Consider the following 20823-nt stretch of genomic DNA (forward strand, 5'->3'; position numbering starts at 1 on the left):
GAGGGAGAGGTGCCGTGCGGCGCAAGACAGTCGGGGCGGTGGGGTGGGGGCTGGGTGTGGCGCTCGGGCTCCTGGGTGGGTGCGGGCCTTCCCAACCTGGGGAACGGAGTTCCACTCCTCCGGTGGAGGCGTCCCCGGACACGCGCCCGGAGTCGAGTGACGAGGAGCTGGTCACCCGGACGGTGACGTTCGGCGCGGGCGCGGACACGCACGTGGTGGCGACGTCGCCGACGACGAGCTTCGGCTCCTCGCCCACGCTGGAGGTGGACCGCGCCCCCGAGTCGGAGGCCTACCTGCGCTTCTTCATCGAGCCCTTCACCGGCACGGTGACGACGGCGCGGCTGCGGGTCTTCGCGGTGGATGGCTCGGTCGATGGACCCACGGTGTACGACCCGCCCGGCGTGCGTTCCTGGAACGAGCTGACGACGTGGAGCAACCGCCCGGACTGGGGCGGGTACTGGGGCGTGGTCAGCGCGGGCGCCGTGGCCAGCGGCACCTGGATGGAGCTGGACGTCAGCGACATGTCCATCTCCCAGGGCAGCTACGTGGACGTGTTCCTGCGCGCGGACAGCACGGACGGCATGACGCTCGCGTCGAGCGAGCACCCCGACCCGGCCCTGCGTCCCCAGCTGGTGCTCACGTTGGAGTCCGCGTCGGACCATCCGCCGCCGCGCCCCGTGCCGCTGACGGTGTCCGGTGCGCCGGTGTCCTTCGCGCCGAGCGCGGACACGTTCGTCTCCGAGGATGCGCCGGGCTCCTCGGAGGGTGGCTCGGCGCGGGCGCTGCGCGTGGGCACGAGTCCGGGGCGCGAGGCGCACCTGCGCTTCTCCGTGACGGGGTTGACGGAGACGGTGCAGCGCGCGGTGTTGCGCTTGCGAGTGGCCGCGGACGGTACGGAGGGCGGTCCGTCCGTCTTCGGGACCCAGGGCACGTGGAGCGAGTCGGGCCTGACGTGGAGCACGCGTCCGGCGCGGGTAGGGGGCACGTTGGACCGGGCGCCGTTCCTCGCGCCCTATGGCTTCGTGGAGTACGACGTCACGAACCAGGTGCGTGGCAACGGGGACGTCACCTTCGGGCTGTATGGCAATTCCGGGGACGAGGTGACGTTCCACTCGCGCGAGGCCGCGGACCTGGAGCCTCGGCTGTTCGTGTGGGCGGGTGCGTCTCGGAGCGAGCCGGGCGATGACTGCATGACGCGACAGGAGGTCATCGCGACCACCGTCCCTCCGCTCCATGACACGTATGCGACGCCGGAGACGCCGTCGACGACGTACCACCGCGAGGCCTCGTTGCGCGTGGATGGGGCACCTCGAGCGGAGGGCTTCCTGGACTTCGACGTGCAACTGGGCACGCAGCCCGTGCGCCGGGTGCTGCTGCGCCTGTATGCGCTGGATGCGTCGGCGAATGGACCGCAGGTGTTCTCGGCGCAGCCGTTCGACGAGGCGACGACGGACTGGGCCCATCGCCCCGTCGTGAGCGGGAGCGCCCTCGCGAACCTGGGCGCGGTGACGCGGGACTCCTGGGTGGAGATCGACGTGACCGATGTGGTGACGACGTCGGGGCGTCATGCCTTCGCGTTGGTGCCGGACTCGGCGGATGGGTTGCGCTTCGCCTCGTCCGAGGCCAGCGAGCGCGGCATCCTCGACGCCGCGCCCCAGCTCGTCGTCGTCAAGGACGCGGCGCCGCGCTGCTCGTACCGGGGCACCCGGCCCTCGGGGACGACGGCGTGGGTGAAGCAGTCCACGGCGGCGGAGGCGGAGCGCTCGCACCACACCGCGCCCGCGCCGGGCGGGGGCTTCGTCGTCCTCAGCCACCGGGAGCAGACGCGGGATGCCCCTCCGTCTGCCGAGCGGACGGACGTCGTCACGCTGCACCGCGCGGACGGGGGCGTGGTGTGGACGCGGGCCTTCACGCAGGCGCAGGTCTCCTTCTCGAGGGTGGCGGTGACGGCGCGGGGACACGTGCTCGCCGCCGGCTCCTACGCCGGGACACCGGACCTGGGGACGGGCGCGCTGCCCCAGGGCACCGGCATGTTCGTGCTGGAGCTGACGGCGTCGGGCGCGGTGGCGTGGGCGCGGGGCTACACCGCGTGGTTCCAGCGGGCCGACGAGCGGCTCGACAATCCGATGCAGGTGCTCGACCTGGCCACGGACGCGCAGGGCGGCGCGGTGCTGGTGGGCACGTTCTGGGGCTACACGGACTTCGGCGCCGGGCCCGTCTACTCCGGCAAGCCGTTCCCCTATGACGACACGTATCCGAACTCGTACGTGCTGAAGCTGGACGGGCAGGGGGGCTATCAGTGGGCGAAGCTGCTCCTGGCGGACACGCTGCGCGGCACGGAGGCGACGAGCGTGGCGGTGGACGCCGGAGGGCAGGTCACCGTGGGCGGCTGGGCGGGGAGGGCGACGGACTTCGGCGCGGGACCGGACGCGCGAATCGGTCCGTTCGTGGCGCGGTGGGACGCGAGCGGTGCGCTCGGCTGGGTGCGTGTCATCCCGGTCTACTTCAGCAGCCTGCGTGCCCTGGCCGTCATGCCGGACGGCGGCGTCGCGTTCATCGGAGACTTCGGTGGCCGCTTCGACTTCGCGGGCCAGCCCTACGCCAGCCGCGAGCCGGACGAGTACGACGGCGGGCCTCGGGACACGATGCTCGGTCGGCTGGGCGCCACGGGGGCGGACGTGGTGCTGCGCACGTTCCGTGAGCTGACGTTCCAGGACCTCATCGTGGACGCCCAGGGGCACCTGGTGACGACGCAGGCGGGCGGCGGGAGTCTGCTGGGCCTGGGAGACGTGGGCCCGTCGGAGTCGGAGGCGCCGTACCGGCCCACGGTGGCCAGCTTCACGGGCGCGCTGGAGACGCGCTGGGTCCGGGTGTTCGACCTGCTCCCGTCGAACCTCCTGCTCACGCCGCAGCCGGGCGGCATCCTCTTCACGGGAGACCTGGTCAGCGCGTTCGAGGTGGATGGCGTCTGGTACACGCCGACGTCACGCCGCTCGGACGTGTTGCACCTGCTGCTGCGGCCCTAGCGAGGCTCGAATCTTCGTTGCGCGGGGGACGGGCGCGGGCACCCACGGTGGGGCTCGCGCCCGCACGCGTTGGCGCACCTGTTGCTTTCCCATCGCAATGGCAGCACGCGAGGGAGAGATGACGTGAATCGGTGGACAGTGGGAGCCGTGGGTGGGGGTCTGGGAGTGGCACTGGTCTTCCTGGGTGGGTGCGGGGGTGCCCAGGAAGGTGTTTCGGTTTCACAGACGGAAGTCATCGAGCAGGAACGTGACGCGCTGGTCACGCGCACGGTGAGCACCATCGCGATGGCGGACACGCATGTGTCCGCCGCGCAGCCGACGTCGAGCTTCGGCTCATCACAGACACTGGTCGTGGGGCGCGCTCCCGAGTCGGAGGCGTACCTGCGCTTCTTCGTCGACCCCATCCCGGAGGGGCGCATCACCACGGCGAGGTTGCGGGTGTATGCGATGGAGGGCTCCTCGGATGGGCCCACCGCCCATGGGCCGGGCGTGTACCGGAGCTGGAACGAGGAGACGACGTGGAACACGCGGCCCGTGCACGCCACCTCGTGGCTCGCCACGTCGGCGGTGGTGCCGGATGGCTCGTGGATGGAGTTCGACGTCACCAACGTCCACGTCGGTCCCAACGCCTTCAATGACCTCTTCTTGAAGGCGGATGGGGACGACGCCGTCACCATCGCCTCCAGTGAGCATCCCGACCCCGCGCTGCGCCCCCAACTGCTGCTCACCGTCGAGAGCGCGCCGGACCACCCCACGAACCCGCTGGTGCCCCTCGCGGTGGCCAGCCCTCCGCTGACCCTGGTCGCCGTCGCCGACACGTTCGTCTCCGCCGACGCGCCGACGTCGTCCGCGGGAGGCAGCGCCGACACGCTCGTGGTGGGCAATGCCCCGGAGCGCGAGGTGCACCTGCGCTTCAACGTCCAGGGGCTGCCGGAGACCGTGCAGCGCGCGGTGCTGCGGCTCCACCTGGGGTTCGACGGCACGACGGGCGGCCCGTCCGTCTTCGCGACCCAGGGCCCCTGGAATGAGGCGAGCGTCACCTGGAGCACCCGCCCGACGAAGACGGGCCGTGAGCTGGACCGCATGCCGTTCCTGGAGCCCTGGGGCTATGTCGACTACGACGTGACGGCGCACGTGCGCGGCAATGGGAGCGTGACGCTGGGGCTCTACGGGAGGTCCGCGGACGCGGTGACGTTCCACTCGCGCGAGTCCGACCTGTCGTCGGCGAATCCTCCCCAGCTCCTCATCTGGACGGGGACTCCCCGCGAGGCGCCGATGGATGCCTGCCTCACACGCCGCGAGCTCCAGACGACGACGGTGCTCCCGCTGCATGACACCTATGTCGACGCGCTCCACGGCACCCGGACGTTCCATCGCGAGGCGACGCTGCGCGTGGACGCATCGCCGGGAGCCGTCAGCTACCTGGACTTCGACGTGCAGCCGTTCCCGGGACAGGTCCGCCGTGTGCTGCTCCAGCTCTACGCCCTGGAGGCGACGGGCAGCGGCCCGCGCATCTTCAAGGCCCGGCCCTTCGACCCGTACACCATCAACTGGCACCAGCAGCCCACCACGCTCTACCCCTTCGGGGACCTGGGCCCGGTGAAGAAGGACCAGTGGGTGGAGTACGACGTGACGAACGAGGTGACGGCGCCGGGACGCCACGCCTTCGGGCTGGTGCCGGACTCGTCCGACGGGCTGAGCTTCGCCTCGGTCGACGCGCACTGGGGCTATATCCTGCACGCCGCGCCCCGGCTGGTCATCGTCACGGAGAGCGAGCCGTTCTGCTCGTATCGCGGCACGAACCCCGCGGGAGGGACGCTGGAGGGCACGCAGGCCGGCCGTCCGGAGGCCGAGCGTTCGAGGGACACGGCGCCCGTGCCCGGTGGCGGCTTCGTCGTGTTGAGCGCGGTGGAGCAGACGCTGGACAGCACGCCCTGGTCCTCGCAGACGGACGTCGTCACGCTGCACCGTGAGGACGGCGGCGTCGCGTGGTCGCGCGAGTTCGCCCAGCCGGGTGTGGAGCTCCGCAAGGTGACGGTGACGACGCTGGGCAACGTGCTCGTCGCCGGTGAGTACCGGGGCGCGCCGGACCTGGGCAAGGGCCCGCTGCCCCTGGCCGGCAACACGGGCCTGTTCGTGATGAAGCTGACGCCGTCGGGAGCGGTGGACTGGACGCGCGGCTACACCGCCTGGTTCGACGACGGCACGGTGCGCCACGAGAACCCGATGGCGGTGTTCGACCTGGCCACGGACGCGCATGGCAGCGCGGTGGTGACGGGCAGCTTCTGGGGGAAGACGGACTTCGGTGGCGGGGAGCTGCACTCCGGCAAGACCTTCCCCTACGACGACTCCCGCCCGAACAGCTTCATCGTGAAGCTCCAGTGGGATGGGGCCTATGCGTGGGCCAGGACCCTCAAGTCACCGGGCATCCGAGGCGCCCAGGCCACGGCCCTCACGGTGGACGCGCAGGAGCACATCACCGTGGGCGGCACCACGGGGCAGGGCATCGACTTCGGTGATGGCCCCGTCTACCGCAATGGCCTGTTCGTCGTGCGATGGAGCCCGAGCGGCGCCTATCAGTGGTCCCGGGTGATGGGCGTGAACCACTCCAGGATGACGGGGGTCGTCGTGCTTCCGGACGGCGGCGTGGCCTTCGCCGCGAGCTTCGAGGGAGGCCTCGTCTTCGGTGGGCGCACCTACCTCAGCAAGGAGCCGGACGAGTACGAGGGAGGTCCCTGGGACGCGGTCCTCGGCCGATTGAGCGCCACGGGCGAGGAGGTGTCGCTGCGGCACTTCCAGCAGACGCCCGCTCACTCCAGCTTCTTCCACGACCTGGTACTGGACGGTGCGGGCAACCTGGTGGTGTCGCTGGGGGGCTTCGGCGGGCTGCTCGGGCTGGGCGAAGTGGGGCCGCCGGGCGTCACCTCGCCGCCGCGTCCGACGGTGGCGAGCTTCACGGCCTCGCTGGAGCCGCGCTGGGTCCGCGTGCTCGACGTGCTCCAGTCGGACCTGCGCCTCACGCCCGCGGGCGAGGGCGTCATCGTCAGCGGTGACTTCGCGGGGGCCTTCGAGCTGGAGGGCACCTGGTACACCTCCACGGCCCAGCGCTCGGACCTGCTGCACTTCAAGCTCCGGCGCTGACCCGCAATCCCTGACGTGATGTTCGCGACCGCTCGGTCCGCTGACCGGGCGGTCGCATTTTCATGTCAATCGTAGACGCTGCGAGTGGCCCAATGACTCACACGCGTTGGCGCACCTGTTGCTTTCCCAATTCAGTGGCAGCACGCGAGGGAGAGGTCACGTGAAACGGTGGACAGTTGGCGCAGTGGGTTGGAGTCTGGGAGTGGCACTTTTCTTCCTGAATGGGTGTGGAAGTGCCCAACCAGGAGCAGGGGTTGACCCGGAGACGGGGAGCCACGAGCAGGAGCTCGTCACGCAGACGGTGGCGATCGTGGCGGCGGCGGATACGTATGTGTCGGCGGCCTCGCCGGCGACGAGCTTCGGCTCGCAGCCGACGATGGAGGTGGACCAGTCACCCGAGTCGGAGGCGTACCTGCGCTTCTATGTCGCTCCGGTGGACGGCACCATCACCACGGCCCGGTTGCGGGTGTATGCCTTGGATGGCTCGGCGGACGGGCCCACGGCGCATGACCCTCGCATCGGGGGGCGGGCCTGGAACGAGCTGACGACCTGGAACACGCGGCCGACCCGGGATGGGTTCTCCGCGTTGAGCAGCGCGGGGGCGGTGGCCAGTGGCACGTGGATCGAGCTGGACATCACCGGGATGCACATCTCCACGAGCGCCTTCACGGACGTCCACCTGGTGGCCGACAGCACGGACGGCGTGACGATTGCGTCGAGCGAGCATCCGAACACGTCACTGCGCCCCCAGCTGGTCCTCACCGTCCAGTCCGCGGACGACCACCCCCCGCACCCCGCGCTGCCCATCACGGTGTCGAGCCCTCCGGTGGTCTTCACCGCGAGCGACGACACGTATGTCTCCGCCGACGCGCCGACGTCCACCGAGGGCGGTTTCGCCACGGACCTGCGGGTGGGGCAGTCGCCCGACCGCGAGGTGCACCTGCGCTTCGACGTGCTGGGCCTGACGGAGTCGGTGCAGCGCGCGGTGCTGCGGATGCACGTGGGCCTGGATGGGACGACGGGGGGACCGGCGGTCTACGCCACGCAGGGGCCCTGGAGCGAGATGAGCGTCTCCTGGAACACCCGCCCCACGAAGGTGGGCGCGGAGGTCGACCGGCTGCCCTACCTGGCGCCATCCGGGTACGTGGACTACGAGGTGACGGACCTGGTGCGTGGCAACGGCAACTTCACCTTCGGCGTGTACGGGACGTCGGGTGACGCGATGCTCTTCCACTCGAAGGAGTCCTGGTCCGGGGGCGGAGGCCCGCGGCTGCTGGTGTGGACGGGGGCGCCCAGGGCCGCGCCGACGGATGCGTGCATGACGCGCCGGGAGCTGGTCTCGAAGGTGAGCGAGCTGCGGCACGACACCTATGTGAGCGCCGAGCGTCCGACGACGACGTTCCACCGCGAGGCGTCGATGCGCGTGGATGGCTCGCCGGGCATGAACGGCTTCCTGGAGTTCGACGTCCAACTCGACGCGACGCCGGTGCGCCGCGTGCTGCTCCAGCTCTACGCCCTGGAGGCGACGGACAACGGGCCGCTGCTCTACCAGGCGCAGCCGTTCGACCCGGCGGCCGCGACCTGGCAGCACCCGCCCGCGGTGACGGACCTGGTGGGGGACGCGGGCGCGGTGAAGAAGGACCAGTGGGTGGAGTACGACGTGACGAGCGTGGTGACGGCCTCGGGGCGGTACGCCTTCGGGCTGCTCGCCGACTCCTCCAAGGGGTTGAGCTTCGCGACGGGGGATGCCAGCGCGAAGGGGCTCCTGGACGCGGCGCCCCGGCTGGTCGTCGTCACGGAGAGCGCGCCGTTCTGCTCGTACCGGGGCACGCAGCCCTCGGGGACGACGGCGTGGGTGAAGCAGACGAACAACGCCTCGGCCGAGCGCGCGCGGGACACGGCGCCCGCGCCGGACGGTGGCTTCGCCGTCGTGGGCACGCAGGAGCAGACGCGGGACGGCGAGTCCTGGGCCGAGCAGACGGATGTGGTGACGCTGCACCGGGCGGATGGCTCGGTGGCGTGGCGACTGACGTTCGCCCAGCCGGGCGTGGAGTTCCGCAAGGTGACGGTGACGACGCTGGGCAACGTGCTCGTCGCCGGTGAGTACCGGGGCACGCCGGACCTGGGCAAGGGCGCGCTGCCCCGGGGCACGGGCATGTTCGTGATGAAGCTGACGCCGTCGGGCGCGGTGGACTGGACGCGGGGCTACACGGCGTGGTTCCGCATGGACGACGAGCTGCTCGACAATCCCATGTTCGTGCACGACCTGGCGACGGACGCGCACGGCAGCGCGGTGGTGACGGGCGGCTTCTGGGGGAAGACGGACTTCGGTGGCGGCGAGGTCGACGCCGGCAAGCCGTTCCCCTACGACGACGAGTACCCGAACTCCTTCGTCCTCAAGCTCCAGTGGGACGGCGCCTACCAGTGGGCGCGCGTGCTGAAGACGAACGCCATGCGGGGCACCCAGGCGGTGAGCGTCGCGGTGGACGCGCAGGAGAACATCACCGTGGGCGGCTGGGCCGGACCGGGCACCGACTTCGGCGCGGGCGCGCTCGCGCGGGGTGGGGTGTTCGTGGCGCGCTGGAGCGTGACGGGCGACCACCAGTGGCACTGGCTGCTGCCGACGTCCTACGACACGGTGTTCGCGGACCTGTACCAGGTGGCGGTGCTGCCGGATGGGGGCGTGGCCTTCACGGGCGACTTCGATGGCCGCTTCACCTTCGCGGGCACCCCGTATGTCAGCGCGGAGCCGGACGACAACTACGATGGTCCCCGCGAGGCGATCCTCGGCAGGCTCACCTCCACGGGCGCGGAGCTGACGCTGCGGCAGTTCCCGCTGAGCACGACGAGCTCCTCTGGCCTGGGCTCGCTGGTCGCGGACGCCAACGGGAACCTGTTCACGGTCCAGGCGGGGCACGGCGGCCTGTTGGGGCTGGGCTCCGTGGGGCTGCCGGAGACGGTGGCGCCACAGCGACCCACCGTGGCCAGCTTCTCGTCGACGCTGCAGACGCGCTGGGTGAGGGTGTTCGAGCCGCTCCAGTCCCCCCGGCTGACGGCGGTGACGGGCGGGGTGGTGCTGACGGGGGACCTGGGGTGGTCCATCGAGCTGGATGGCACCTGGTACACGCCGACCTCCCGCCGGCTGGACCTGCTGCACGTCAAGCTGAGGCCGTGAGCGACGGGTGACTCCGGGGCTGTGACCGTCCGTGCTTGTCCGGGCGGGCGGTCACCTGCCCGGGGTGCGACGAGGCGAGCCACCTGTCCATTGGCGCGCGTTCGTCATGTTCGCGGGGGATGGTCTCTTCCTGCTTCCCGGGAGCGGGATTCGCGATATGGACGGAGGGGTACATGACTCCTTTCCCCAAGAAGCTCCAAGATCGTGCAGAGGCCCTCGAGGCCGCGGATGAGCAGCTCACCACGTTGGACGAGGACGGCCTGTTGGCCGCGCCCGTCGATATCTTCTCGATGCTGCGGGATGGCATCGACCTCCACGAAAACCTGAAGGACACCTCCCGGACGTTCGCCTCGAACGACTGCGTGGTGGTGACGGGGAACGTGGATGTGGAGACGCTGGTGTTGAAGGGGCCGGGCGGGATGCTCGTCCTCGGTGACCTGCGGGTCGGCACGGCGGAGCTGCACGCCAACGTGCTCGTGCTGGGGAACTGTGAAATCTCCGAGCGTGTCGTCGGACACGACGAGCCGCACACGCTCACCGTCCTGGGCGAGGTCCAGGGTGGCCGGGCGGAGATGCAAAAGCAGTTCATCATGCAGTTCCTCGGTGGCGGCAAGCTGACGGCGCTGGTCGACAGCGAGGGTGGCGCGGCGGAGCTGCTCGAGCTGCTGAGCGGCGCGGGCAGTGAGCTGGAGGTCGACGAGGTCGACCCGTAGTCGTCGTGCAGGCAGACCGCCGGGACGCGCAATGCGTCCCGGTGGCCCCGCTCCGAGGTGTCAGGCCGCCACGCCGAGCAGCTCGCGGAGCTGACGCAGCATCTCGATTTCGCTCGGGTGGATGTGCCCGTCGCTGGCGATGAGGTCATGCGCCGCGTCGATGACGGCCTTCGGGTCGGCCTTGAGGATGCCCAGGTTGGGCGCGGGCAGCGGCGTCCCGTTCTGCAGGCACTTCGCCAGCTGCTCCAGGTCCGGCAGGGGAACGCTCATCCCCCGGGCCGTGGCCATGATGTGGTCGATCTCCTCCCGGCTGACCCCCTCGTCTCCGCTGGCGACCTGGAGCAGCAGCTTGAGGACTTCAATCTGGAAGCGGGCGTCGGGGCTTGAGGCGGTGGACATCCTTGGTACATCCTCCGAGGTGGGCTCGCGAGTGGGCGCGACACATGTATCGCTCCTACAAGTGCACGGGCTTCGCGGAGAAAGCTTCTCATGAAAGTGGTGGAGACGGAGCGGCTCGTCCTGCGTCGCGTGACGCACGAGGACGCCGCCTTCATCCTGGGGATGTTGAACGAGCCCGCGTGGCTGCGCTTCATCGGAGACCGTGGCGTGCGCACTATCGAGGGCGCGCACGACTACATCACCAACGTGCCCCTGACGCAGTACGCCCAGCTGGGCTACGGGCTGTACCTGGTGGAGGGCCGGCAGGACGGCGTGCCCATGGGGTTGTGCGGCCTGCTCAAGCGCGACTCGCTGGAGCACCCCGACATCGGCTTCGCGTTCAAGCCCGCCTACTGGAGCCAGGGCTACGCGCGGGAGGCCGCCGAGGCGGTGCTGCGCCACGCCCGGGAGGACCACAAGATTTCGCGCGTCGCCGCCATCGTCTCCAAGGACAACGTCAGCTCCATCAAGCTGCTGGAGCGGATGGGCCTGCGCTTCGAGCGGCACATGCGCCTGCCCGGCGCCACCGAGGAGATCAGCCTCTATCTGACGGCGCCGTGAGTCGAGCGGGGAATCCAGGAAGACGCCCGCGCGTGAGCGGGACGTCACCTGGCTGACACCGCCGCTGGCTTGGCGTGCGGGGCGTGCGTCTCCTAGACTCGCGAGCGTGGGCCCCCCGTCGAACAGCGTAGACGGCGGGAAGAACGCGCTGCTGCGCGCACTCCCCTCCATCGAGCAGCTCCTGCGACGGCCGTCGCTGGAACCGCTGCTGTCTGGTGTTCCCCGCGCCAGGGCCGTGTCCGCGCTGCGGCTGGCCGTGGACCGCGTGCGCGCGCGCCTGCTCCAGGGCGACCCGCGCCCCTTCGACGACGCGGACGTGGGCGAGGCGCTCAGCACGCTGTCCACGCCGGGGCTGCGCGCGGTGCTCAACGCCACGGGCGTGGTGCTGCACACCAACCTGGGGCGCGCGCCGCTCGCGCCGGAGGCGGTGGCGCGGGTGGCCCAGGTGGCGCGGGGCTATTCGAACCTCGAGTACGACCTGGACGAGGGCGAGCGGGGCAGCCGCTACGCGCCGGTGGTGGGGCTCTTGCGTCAGCTCACCGGCGCGGAGGACGCGCTCGTCGTCAACAACTGCGCGGGTGCGGTGCTGCTCGTGCTGGCCGCGCTGGCGTCCGGCCGCGAGTGTGTCGTGTCGCGCGGGGAGCTGGTGGAGATTGGCGGAGGCTTCCGGGTGCCGGACGTCATGCGGCAGTCGGGCGCGCGGCTCGTGGAGGTGGGCACCACCAACCGCACGCGGCTGTCCGACTACGCGGCCGCGGTGGGCCACGACACGGGCCTGTTGGTGAAGGTGCACCGCTCCAACTTCGCGGTGGTGGGCTTCACCGAGGAGGCGAGCGTGGGAGCGCTCGCGACGCTGGGCCGGGAGCGCGGGGTGCCCGTGTTCCAGGACCTGGGTTCGGGGGCGCTGGTCCCCATGGTGGGAGAGGGGATGGGACAGGAGCCCACGGTGGCCGAGGTGGTCGCCGAGGGAGCGGATGTGGTGGCGTTCTCGGGGGACAAGCTGTTGGGCGGGCCGCAGGCGGGCGTGGTGGTGGGACGCTCGGCGTTGCTCGCGCGCATCAAGGCGCATCCGCTCACCCGGGCGTTGAGGGTGGACAAGCTGACGGTGGCCGCGTTGGAGGCCACGCTGGAGTTGTATCGGGACGGCAAGCCAGGGGCCGTGCCCACGTACAGACTGCTCGCCCAGTCGTCCCAGGAGCTGCGCGCCCGCGCGCTGCGACTTCAGGACTTGCTGGCCGAGCAAGGCGTGAGTGCCCGAGTGGACGGGGTGGTGGGACAGGTGGGCGGGGGCGCCATGCCGCTGGCCCGGTTGCCTTCCTTTGCGTGCATCCTCAACGTGGGTGCACCGGAATCTTTCCTCGAGCGCCTGCGCGCCGGCGGGATGCCGGTTATTGGCAGGATCGCGGATGGCGAGGTGGTCCTCGACGTCCGCTGTCTCGCGGAGGAGGAGCTCAGGTCGGTCGCCGAAGCGGTGGCGACCGCAAGTCCCGGGAAACCACCATGATCAACAGCGCCGTCCTCGTACTCAACCGGTATTACCAACCGGTGCATGTCACGTCGGTGAAGCGGGCCTTCAGCCTGTTGTATCAGGGCGTCGCCAAGGCCATCGACGCGCAGTACCGGCTCTACGAGTTCGATGATTGGGCGGCGCTGAGCGCCACCAATGACTGCATCACCACCATCAACCGGACCATCCGCGTCCCCCGGGTGCTGGTGCTCAGCGCGTATGACCATCTGCCCCGAGGGCGGGTGCGCTTCTCCCGGCTCAACATCTACGCGCGCGACGCGGACACCTGTCAGTACTGCGGCAAGAACCTGCCGCGCAGCGAGCTGAACCTGGACCACGTCATGCCCCGCACGCAGGGTGGCAAGACGACGTGGGAGAACGTCGTGTGCTCGTGTGTGCCCTGCAATCTCAAGAAGGGGGGCCGCACGCCGGAGCAGGCGGACATGCGGCTCCTGAAGAAGCCGGTGCGCCCGCGCTGGACGCCGTTGTTCCGGGGCGCCACGCGCAAGGTGACGTATCAGGAGTGGCTGCCGTTCCTGCACCTGGCGGATGCCTCGTATTGGAACGTGGAGCTGCTGGACGAGTAGGGCGCCCGAGCGCTTGCTCACCGGCCTGCCCGGCGAACCCTGTAAAATGGGGTGTCGCGGGGGGAGTCATGGCTCGGGTTGATCCACGAAGTGGCCACGGATTGGCGGGGAGTCGACTCGGGCGGTAGGACGGGCTTTGATGCCCCTGCCCATGTCCAAATCCACGCGAGCGCCCCAGGCCGATGCCCGTGCCCTGGGGACCCCGACCGCCGAGCCGGTGGCCCCAGGGCCTGGCGGCGCTCGGCAGCGGCCCCGGCGCATCATCGCCGTGGGCGGTGGCAAGGGCGGCATCGGCAAGTCGATGGTGTCCGCCAACCTGGGCGTGGCGCTGGCCCAGGCGGGGCTGAACGTGCTGCTGGTGGACGCGGACCTGGGCGGTGCGAACCTGCACACGTGCCTGGGGGTGGGGCAGCCGGAGGCGACGCTGTCGGACTTCCTGCGGCGCAACAAGTCGCGGCTCGAGGACGTCATCGTCCCCACGGGGGTGCCCCGGCTGTCGCTCATCGCGGGCGCGCAGGACGCGCTGGACGCGGCGAACCTCAAGTACGCGCAGAAGCAGAAGCTGCTCAAGACGCTGATGGGCGCGTCGGCGGACTACCTCATCCTGGACCTGGGCGCGGGGACCAGCTTCAACACCATCGACTTCTTCATCCTGGCGGACCACGGGTTGTTGGTGGTGCTGCCGGAGCCGACGTCGGTGGAGAACGCGTACCGCTTCGCGAAGGCGGCGTTCTTCCGGCGGCTGCAGCAGATGGAGGCGGAGTACGGCATCCAGGACCTGGTGGACAGCGCGCTCACCACCCGGGAGGGCTCGCTGCGGACGCTGCATGACGTGCTGGCGCAGGTGCGCAACAAGGACCCGGTGGGTGCGGAGCGACTGGAGCGGGAGCTGTCCGAGTTCCGCATCCGGCTGGTGGTGAACCAGGCGCGCACGGACGCGGACCTGAACGTGGGTGCGGCGGTGGCCTCGGCGTGGAAGAAGTTCTTCGGCATCGCGATGGATGACCTGGGCGCCATCCGGTATGACGATGAGGCCTGGCGCGCGGTGCGCAAGCGGCGCCCCGTGCTCATCGAACGACCCGACGCCCCGGCCGCCCTGGCCATCCAACGTATCGCCTCACGACTGCTCGCCCTCGACGCGACCCCCGACCCTTCCTCGTCACCATGAAGCCTTTCGCGCAGCAGACCTATTACGAGCTCCTGGAGGTCCCGGTCACAGCGCCCATGGAGGAGATTCGCGCCGCGTACTCCCGACTCATGGAGCTGTATGCGCCGGACTCCATCGCGGTGTACGCGCTGGTGGAGCCGGACCAGGTGGATGCGCTCCGCGCCCGGATGACCGAGGCGATGGAGATCCTCACCGATGGCGACCTGCGCGGTGAGTATGACCGCGACCTGGGGCTGCCGGCGCCGTGGGGCACGGTGAAGGCGGCCGAGGCGCTGGCGAGCGCGGTGGCGGAGGGGAAGAAGAAGCGCGCGTCCGAGGACGAGGCCCCGGCCCTGAGCGGGCCCGAGGCGTTCCGGGCGAGCTTCGTCAGCGGCTACTCGCTGTCGTATGTGACGAGCTCCCTGCAGACCGCGCCGCTCGTCGGTGGGCTGGTGGATGTGCCCGCCTCGCTGAGCGTGGGCGCGGAGGCGCAGGCCCCGGCGGCGGAGCCGGGGCCCGTGTCGTCCAGCTCGAAGGCCGTGGGCGCCATGGAGCAGGGGGGCGCCTCGGTGGAGTCGGCTCCAGTTGCCGCGCCCGGGGTCGCGCAGTCGGTGGGGTCCGCTCCTGTCCCCGCTGCCCCGTCGGCGCCTGTCGCCCCGATACCGACCGAGTCCTCTCCGTCGGCGGCGTCCGTCCCCGTTGCCTCGGTCTCGACCGGAGGCTCGTCCTCGGTCCCCGCGCCTGTTGCCTCGGCACCGGCCGTGGTGGCGCCACCGGTCGAGTCTGTCCCTGTGGCCGCGCCGCCGGTCGCGTTCTCCTCGCCTGTGAGCTCGGCGCCGGTTGGGGACGTCCCTCCCGTGGAAGCGGCCCCTGTCGTGGCTCCGGTTGCCTCGGCGCCGGCCGTGGTTGCGCCGCAGGTGGGGGCGACGCCTGTTGCCTCGGCACCGGTCGCGGTCACGCCGCCCGCGGAGCCGGCGCCCGTTGTCGCAGCACCGGCCGTGGTCGCGCCGCAGGTGGAGGCGACTCCTGTTGCCTCGGCGCCGGTTGTGGTCGCGCCGCAGGTGGAGACGACTCCTGTTGCCTCGGCACCGGCCGTGGTCGCGCCGCAGGTGGAGGCGAATCCTGTTGCCTCGGCGCCAGCTGTGGTCGCGCCGCCGGTGGAGTCGACGCCCCCCGTCGCCTCGGCTCCGGCCGTGGTCGCGCCACAGGTGGAGTCGACGCCCCCCGTCGCCTCGGCTCCGGCCGTGGTCGCGCCACAGGTGGACGCGACGCCCCCCGTCGCCTCGGCTCCGGCCGTGGTCGCGCCACAGGTGGACGCGACGCCCGCTGCCTCAGCGCCCGAACCGTCGCCGGCTCACGTCGCCACGGTGAGCCCCGCTCCGGCCCCCGTCGCCGTGGCCGCGAGCCCGGACGTCCCCGCGTCGGTGCCGACCCAGCCCTCGGAGCCCGGGACGTCCATCGTCGTGGCTGGAACGCCCGCCAGGGCTCCGGAGCCCGCGCCGCCCCCCGTGACGCGTCCGGTCGGACCGACGGCGCCGCCGCCCGTGGCCCCCTCGCAGAACCGTGTTCAGACGGGGCGGCAGTTGAGCGAGGCCCAGGTGCTCGCCCAGGACTCCGCCATCGCCACGGCGGAGGCCGCGCTGGCGCAGGTCGCCGCCAGGACTCGCGAGCCTCGTCCCCGTCTGCCGGACATCCCCGCCGACGCCGAGTTCAACGGCGAGCTGCTGCGCCGCGTCCGCGAGACGCGGGGCTACACGCTCCAGCAGGTCGCCGACCGCACCCGCATCTCCTCGCGCCACCTGGAGAACGTGGAGGCGGACCGCTACACGGCGCTGCCCGCGCAGGTCTACCTCCGGGGCATCCTCATGAACCTCGCCCGCGAGCTGGGGTTGGATCCGCTCCGGGTGTCCAGGAGCTACCTGGCCTTGGCTTCTGAGAAGTCAGGCAAGAAATGACGCCGCCCTGGAGGGGTGCCGACTTTTGCTCGTACCACAAGGAAAGTTGACTCCCCTCCGAGCGGTGCCTATGTAGGAAAGACGATGACGGACGAGGAAAAGATCAAGGCGATGCGGCTCGCCCGTGCGATTGCCTCGGATATCTCGCTCTACAACGAGCAGAAGATCATCAAGGGTATCGAGCAGGACAACCTCTTCGAGGTCCTCAAGGAGGAGCTGGAGGAGGGCCGAGAGCTCTACAAGAGCCGCGTCAGCCAGGAAGTCTTCACCACGGCGAACTTCTTCGAGCGCGCCATCAACGACATCGTCCTGCGCTCCAAGGCGCACGTGAAGTCGAAGATTTGGTAGTCCGCCCCCCGTGGCAGCGCCCGACACGCGAGAGCATCGCGCCCCGCCGGAAGCCCGCGGAGAGCGCATCGACCAGTATCTCGCGGGCGTCTTCACCGACCTGACCCGCTCCCGCATCCGGGGACTCATCGACGACGGGCACGTGCTCGTCGCCGGCAAGCCCGTGAAGGCGGCGATGCGGCTGCGCGGTGGCGACACGCTCACCCTCCATGTCCCGCCGCCCGTGGCCGCCCTTCCGGAGGCCGAGGAGCTGCCGCTGTCCCTGCTCCACGAGGACAAGGACCTCGTGGTGGTGGACAAGGCCGCGGGCATGGTGGTGCACCCCGGCGCGGGCCACGCCTCCGGCACCCTGGTCAACGCGCTCCTGCACCGCGTGAAGGACCTGGCCGGCGTCGGCGGCGAGCTGCGCCCGGGCATCGTCCACCGGCTCGACAAGGACACCACCGGCTGCCTCGTGGTGGCCAAGAACGAGCAGGCCCTCGTCGCGCTCCAGAAGTCCTTCAAGGGGCGCGAGGTCTCCAAGACGTACCTGGCCCTCGTGCACGGCGTCCCCCCGGCGGAAGGCCGCATCGAGACGCTCTACGGCCGCCACCCCGTGCACCGCCAGCGCTTCACCGGCAAGGTGCGCGAGGGCAAGCCCGCCATCACCCTGTTCCGCGTGCTCCAGGCCTTCGACGGCGCGGCCCTGGTGGAGGTGGACCTGCTCACCGGCCGCACGCACCAGATCCGCGTGCACCTGGCCGAGTCGGGCCACCCGCTGCTGGGAGACACCCTCTACGGCGCGGGCCGCAAGCCCAAGGGCGAGGCCGCCGCCGCGCAGGAGCGCCTGGGACGTCAGGCCCTGCACGCGTGGAAGCTGGCCTTCGCGCACCCGCGCACGGGCAAGGCGCTGTCGCTGGAGGCGCCGATTCCGGAGGACTTCGCCGCGGCGCTCACGCTGCTCGGAGGCCCGGAAGCGCCTCCGGTGGCGGAGGCGAAGCAGAAGGCCCCCGCTCGCAAGAAGGCGGCGACGAAGAAGCGCGCGGCTACAGCCCGGAAACGCTGAGCGACTGCTGGCGCTTGCTCAGCACCTTCACCGGCTGGATGGCCATGACGCGCATGAAGACCTCGAGCAGCTCGGGGTCGAACTTGTTGCGCATCTCCGTCCACATCAGCATCAAGGCCACTTCCGGTCCGTAGGCATCCCGGTACGGGCGCTTGGACGTGAGCGCGTCGTACGCGTCGCAGATGGCGATGATCTTCGCGTATGCCCCCAGGTTCGTCTTGGGGATGATCATCTGGATGTTGCCGCGTGAGTCGCGCACCGCGGTGCCGAAGTCCGTCTTGTGCTCGAACGTCGTCACCACGCGCAGCAGCGTGGAGCGGCTGAAGCCCTTCTCCATGAGGATGTTGCGCACGGAGATGAGCGGCGCGCGCTGCACCGCCACGCGCTCCTCGGGCGTGAGCGCCCCGCGCTTGGTGGCCAGCTCCTCCGGCAGCGTCGTCATGCCCGCGTCGTGGAACAGCGCGATGTAGCCCAGGTCGCGCAGCTGCGGCTTCGTCAGCCCCAGCTCCGCGCCGAAGACGATGCTCATCAGGCACACGTTGACCTGGTGGTACACGAGGTACTCGTCCTCGCGCCGCATCGTCGTCATGCCCAAAAAGTGCGTGCGCTGGTCGTAGCTGATGTCCACGAAGTCCTGCACCAGCCGCAGCGCCTTGGAGGCGTTGATGGGCTTTCCGGCGCGCACCGACTCCAGGTACTTGCTGAGGAAGAACACCGAGCGGGCGTAGACGGTCATCGCGTACTTCTTGCGATCGACCTTCTGGTCGCCCGGGTTGTTCATGTCCTTGTCCAGCTTCTCCTTGAGCTTGGAGAACTTGGCCACGCGCATGTTGAGCAGCTTGCGGCCGGACAGTCCGTCCTCCTCCGACTGGGCCGTCTGCTCCTTGCTGAAGATCCAGATGAAGTTCTTCAGCTCCGGCACCGTCACCGGCTTGGTGAGGGTGAAGCCGCCCACGTCCTTGCCGCGCATCTCGGCGAGCAGGTAGCGCTGGTTCTCGATGGAGTTGAGGTCCACCTTCACCAGCATGCCGTTCAGGTAGAACGAGTCCTTGACGCCCGCGAGCTCCAGCCGGCCTTCCTTGCCGATGATTTGATTGATGATGTCCTGGAGCTGGTGCAGCGGCTTCTGGAAGACGGCGTTCTCGGGGTCATACATCTTCACCGAGCGCACGAGCATGTAGAGGCCGGCCACCATGGCGCGCGAGAGCGACTGGAGCTTCTCGTTGTGCTCGCGCCCGAACTCGCTGGTGTTCTCGTCCTGGCTCTGGGTGATTTTCAGATTCTCGGCCATCGCTCAGTTCTCCTCCGGCAGTGCCGAGTCCCCGAACAGCGCCTTGCGTGTCTGATACATCGCCTTGCGACCCGCGGTGAGCAGCTCCACCGGCTGGTTGCGGTCCTCGACGACGGCCTGCAACATCTTGTAGCTCTGGATGGAGCACGCGCCCGCCAGCCCCGCCACGGCCAGCAGCTTGTCCTCCAGTACCCGCTTCTTGTTGAGCAGGGACGGCTTCACGGCGAGCAGCTGTTGCATGTGCGAGAGCGCGCCCGGCGTGCCCGTGGCGCCCACAGCCGCGTAGAAGGCCGTGCGCTCGTCGGGCGTCTTCTTGTCGAAGGCCGGCTCGCGGATGAGGCGCATCAGGTCCGAGTACGCCTTGTCCCGGTCGAACTCCGGCAGCATCCGCGCGGCGAGCATGCGCACCTGGGAGACGGGGTCCGCCAGGGCCTCGGCCACCAGCCGGCGCGCCTCGCCGGTGCGGCCGCGGCCGATGATGCCGAGCACCTCCAGCTTCACCACCAGGTTGGGGCTCTTGAGAACCTGGCCGAACATCTTGATGCGCTCGGGGTGGTTGCTCTTCTCCAGGATGTAGACCATGTCGCGCACCGTCTGCGGACGGTCCGACGTGAGCCGCGCCACGAAGGGCTCCGGCGTGTCCCGCGCGACGATGGCCAGCGCGTCGCAGAGCAGCGCGCGGTTCTCGGGAATCTCCAGCGTCTCCAGCACGGTGAGCAGCGGGATGACGGAGTCGCGCCCCAGGGCCTGCAGGTAGCGCGTCACGTCCTGCGGCTGCTTGGGCCGCGCGCCCTTGAGCGACTCGCCCAGGCGCATCAGCCGCTGCTCCTCGCCCATCCTGTGCAGGAAGGACTCCAGCAGCTTCTCCAGCGACTGTCCGCCGTCCTTCTGCGACAGCGCGCGCAGCTTGAGGACGATTTGATTGATGGTGCCGAAGTCGTCCTGGAGCAGGAGCATGTCGAGCAGCTGCACGAAGATCTCCTCGAGCAGCGTGCCGTCCTCCACGCCTCCTTCGACGACCTGGAACACGGCGCTCACCAGCTTGGGGAACAGCCGCGAGCCCTCCTCCTCCATCACCTCGCGCTGCAGCCGCGCCTTCAGCTCGTCCGACGCGTGGCGCCCGCCGACGACCAGGCCGCGGATCTGCTCCACGCCGTCCATCTTCGCGTCCAGGTCCTCCGCGGACACGCGCGCGAAGCGCAGGTAGTCATCCGAGTTCGTCTGCAGGCGCGAGTAGAGGTAGCCCACCACCTTGTCCACCTCGACCTGCACCTCCTCCTCGCTGGCGTTCTCCATGGAGAAGCCTTCCACCACCACGTACTCCACGTGCTCCATGCCCGCGCGCCACAGCTGCGCCAGCACGTCGTCCGCGCCGCGCTCGGGCTCGGACAGGGAGATGAGCGTGAAGGTGGTCAGCTCCTCCACCGTGAGGCCGGGGCGGAAGATGAGCTGACGAATGCCGTCGCGGTAGAACTTGTAGGGGAGCGGCGTGTCTTCCGAGAAGAGCGAGTCGTTGTGGAGCGTGAGGTTCTGCTGCTCCACCTTCAACGACAGCGGTCCGAACTTCTCCGTGTACTGGGAGATGGCCTCCAACGCCTTCGAGAGGAACTCGGGGAAGCGAGCCTCGTTGTGGCGGTACATGCCGATCTGCTTGATGCCCTTGAGGAGATGGAACGCGAACGTGCGCGCCATCTCCACCTTCTCTCGGACCTCCGGGGACTGCTCGGCGTCCGTGCTCGCGTCCTGGGTCTTTTGGGGCTGGGCCATGCGTCTGCAACTCTCCGCTCGGGCGGTATCACCAGCCTACTCCGAAATCCTCCGAACCCCCAGCCGGCGGCGGTAGGAACTACGAGGACTTGGAGGGAGATGGGTCTACCCCGACACGCGCG

The 20823-nt window shown here is 70.1% G+C and carries 14 protein-coding genes; 11 read left to right on the top strand and 3 right to left on the bottom strand.

Going from position 1 to position 20823, the window contains the following annotated elements; translation table 11 throughout:
• Positions 1-122: 122 nt before the first annotated feature.
• The 4 genes from K8640_RS12655 to K8640_RS12670 all read left to right on the top strand — a co-directional run bounded on the left by K8640_RS12655 (position 123) and on the right by K8640_RS12670 (position 10055).
• Entirely contained in the window at positions 123-3026 is a 2904-nt protein-coding gene (locus K8640_RS12655; RefSeq protein WP_223747273.1) for a DNRLRE domain-containing protein, read from the top strand.
• Positions 3027-3191: 165 nt separating this feature from the next.
• Positions 3192-6167 carry a DNRLRE domain-containing protein gene (locus K8640_RS12660; RefSeq protein WP_223747274.1) on the top strand — a complete coding sequence of 992 codons (2976 nt, stop codon included), beginning with the start codon at positions 3192-3194 and terminating at the stop codon, positions 6165-6167.
• A gap of 202 nt (positions 6168-6369) precedes the next feature.
• Positions 6370-9342: a DNRLRE domain-containing protein gene (locus tag K8640_RS12665; RefSeq protein WP_223747275.1), complete on the top strand. Its 2973-nt coding sequence runs from the start codon at positions 6370-6372 to the stop codon at positions 9340-9342.
• A gap of 173 nt (positions 9343-9515) precedes the next feature.
• The gene (locus K8640_RS12670) at positions 9516-10055 is read left to right on the top strand and encodes a hypothetical protein (RefSeq protein ID WP_223747276.1); all 540 of its coding nucleotides are present in this window, start codon (positions 9516-9518) and stop codon (positions 10053-10055) included.
• Between the two features lie 60 nt (positions 10056-10115).
• Here the strand turns inward: K8640_RS12670 and K8640_RS12675 are convergent, their stop codons facing one another.
• Complete coding sequence (locus K8640_RS12675) at positions 10116-10454, bottom strand: TerB family tellurite resistance protein (RefSeq protein ID WP_223747277.1); 339 nt, start codon at positions 10452-10454, stop codon at positions 10116-10118.
• 90 nt (positions 10455-10544) lie between these two features.
• Here K8640_RS12675 and K8640_RS12680 point away from each other — a divergent pair, with 90 nt between their 5' ends.
• From K8640_RS12680 to K8640_RS12710, 7 genes are all read left to right on the top strand, one after another.
• Positions 10545-11054 (top strand): GNAT family N-acetyltransferase, encoded by a 510-nt coding sequence (locus tag K8640_RS12680; protein WP_223747278.1) that lies wholly within the window; start codon positions 10545-10547, stop codon positions 11052-11054.
• A gap of 106 nt (positions 11055-11160) precedes the next feature.
• Positions 11161-12558 (top strand): L-seryl-tRNA(Sec) selenium transferase, encoded by a 1398-nt coding sequence (gene selA, locus K8640_RS12685; protein ID WP_223747279.1) that lies wholly within the window; start codon positions 11161-11163, stop codon positions 12556-12558.
• Positions 12555-13148, top strand: coding sequence for an HNH endonuclease (locus K8640_RS12690; RefSeq protein WP_015350138.1), 594 nt, complete (start codon positions 12555-12557; stop codon positions 13146-13148). The genes selA and K8640_RS12690 overlap by 4 nt, the downstream gene beginning before the upstream one ends.
• A gap of 217 nt (positions 13149-13365) precedes the next feature.
• Positions 13366-14316 carry a P-loop NTPase gene (locus K8640_RS12695; protein WP_370640343.1) on the top strand — a complete coding sequence of 317 codons (951 nt, stop codon included), beginning with the start codon at positions 13366-13368 and terminating at the stop codon, positions 14314-14316.
• Positions 14313-16250, top strand: coding sequence for a helix-turn-helix domain-containing protein (locus K8640_RS12700; protein ID WP_223747281.1), 1938 nt, complete (start codon positions 14313-14315; stop codon positions 16248-16250). Before K8640_RS12695 ends, K8640_RS12700 begins: the two co-directional genes overlap by 4 nt.
• Before the next feature lie 84 nt (positions 16251-16334).
• Complete coding sequence (locus tag K8640_RS12705; protein WP_046714254.1) at positions 16335-16598, top strand: hypothetical protein; 264 nt, start codon at positions 16335-16337, stop codon at positions 16596-16598.
• A gap of 10 nt (positions 16599-16608) precedes the next feature.
• A complete protein-coding gene (locus K8640_RS12710; RefSeq protein ID WP_223747282.1) occupies positions 16609-17643 on the top strand; it encodes an RluA family pseudouridine synthase in 1035 nt (344 codons plus the stop codon).
• On the opposite strand, the gene K8640_RS12715 is transcribed toward K8640_RS12710, so the two are convergent.
• On the bottom strand, positions 17624-18934 hold the full coding sequence (locus K8640_RS12715; RefSeq protein WP_223747283.1) for an HD-GYP domain-containing protein: 1311 nt from the start codon (positions 18932-18934) through the stop codon (positions 17624-17626). The two genes, K8640_RS12710 and K8640_RS12715, sit on opposite strands and share 20 nt — an antisense overlap.
• Positions 18935-18937: 3 nt before the next feature.
• Positions 18938-20701 (bottom strand): HEAT repeat domain-containing protein, encoded by a 1764-nt coding sequence (locus tag K8640_RS12720; RefSeq protein WP_223747284.1) that lies wholly within the window; start codon positions 20699-20701, stop codon positions 18938-18940.
• Between the last annotated feature and the right edge of the window lie 122 nt (positions 20702-20823).

The sequence above is a fragment of the Myxococcus sp. XM-1-1-1 genome (assembly GCF_020037095.1).
Lineage (GTDB): Bacteria > Myxococcota > Myxococcia > Myxococcales > Myxococcaceae > Myxococcus > Myxococcus fulvus.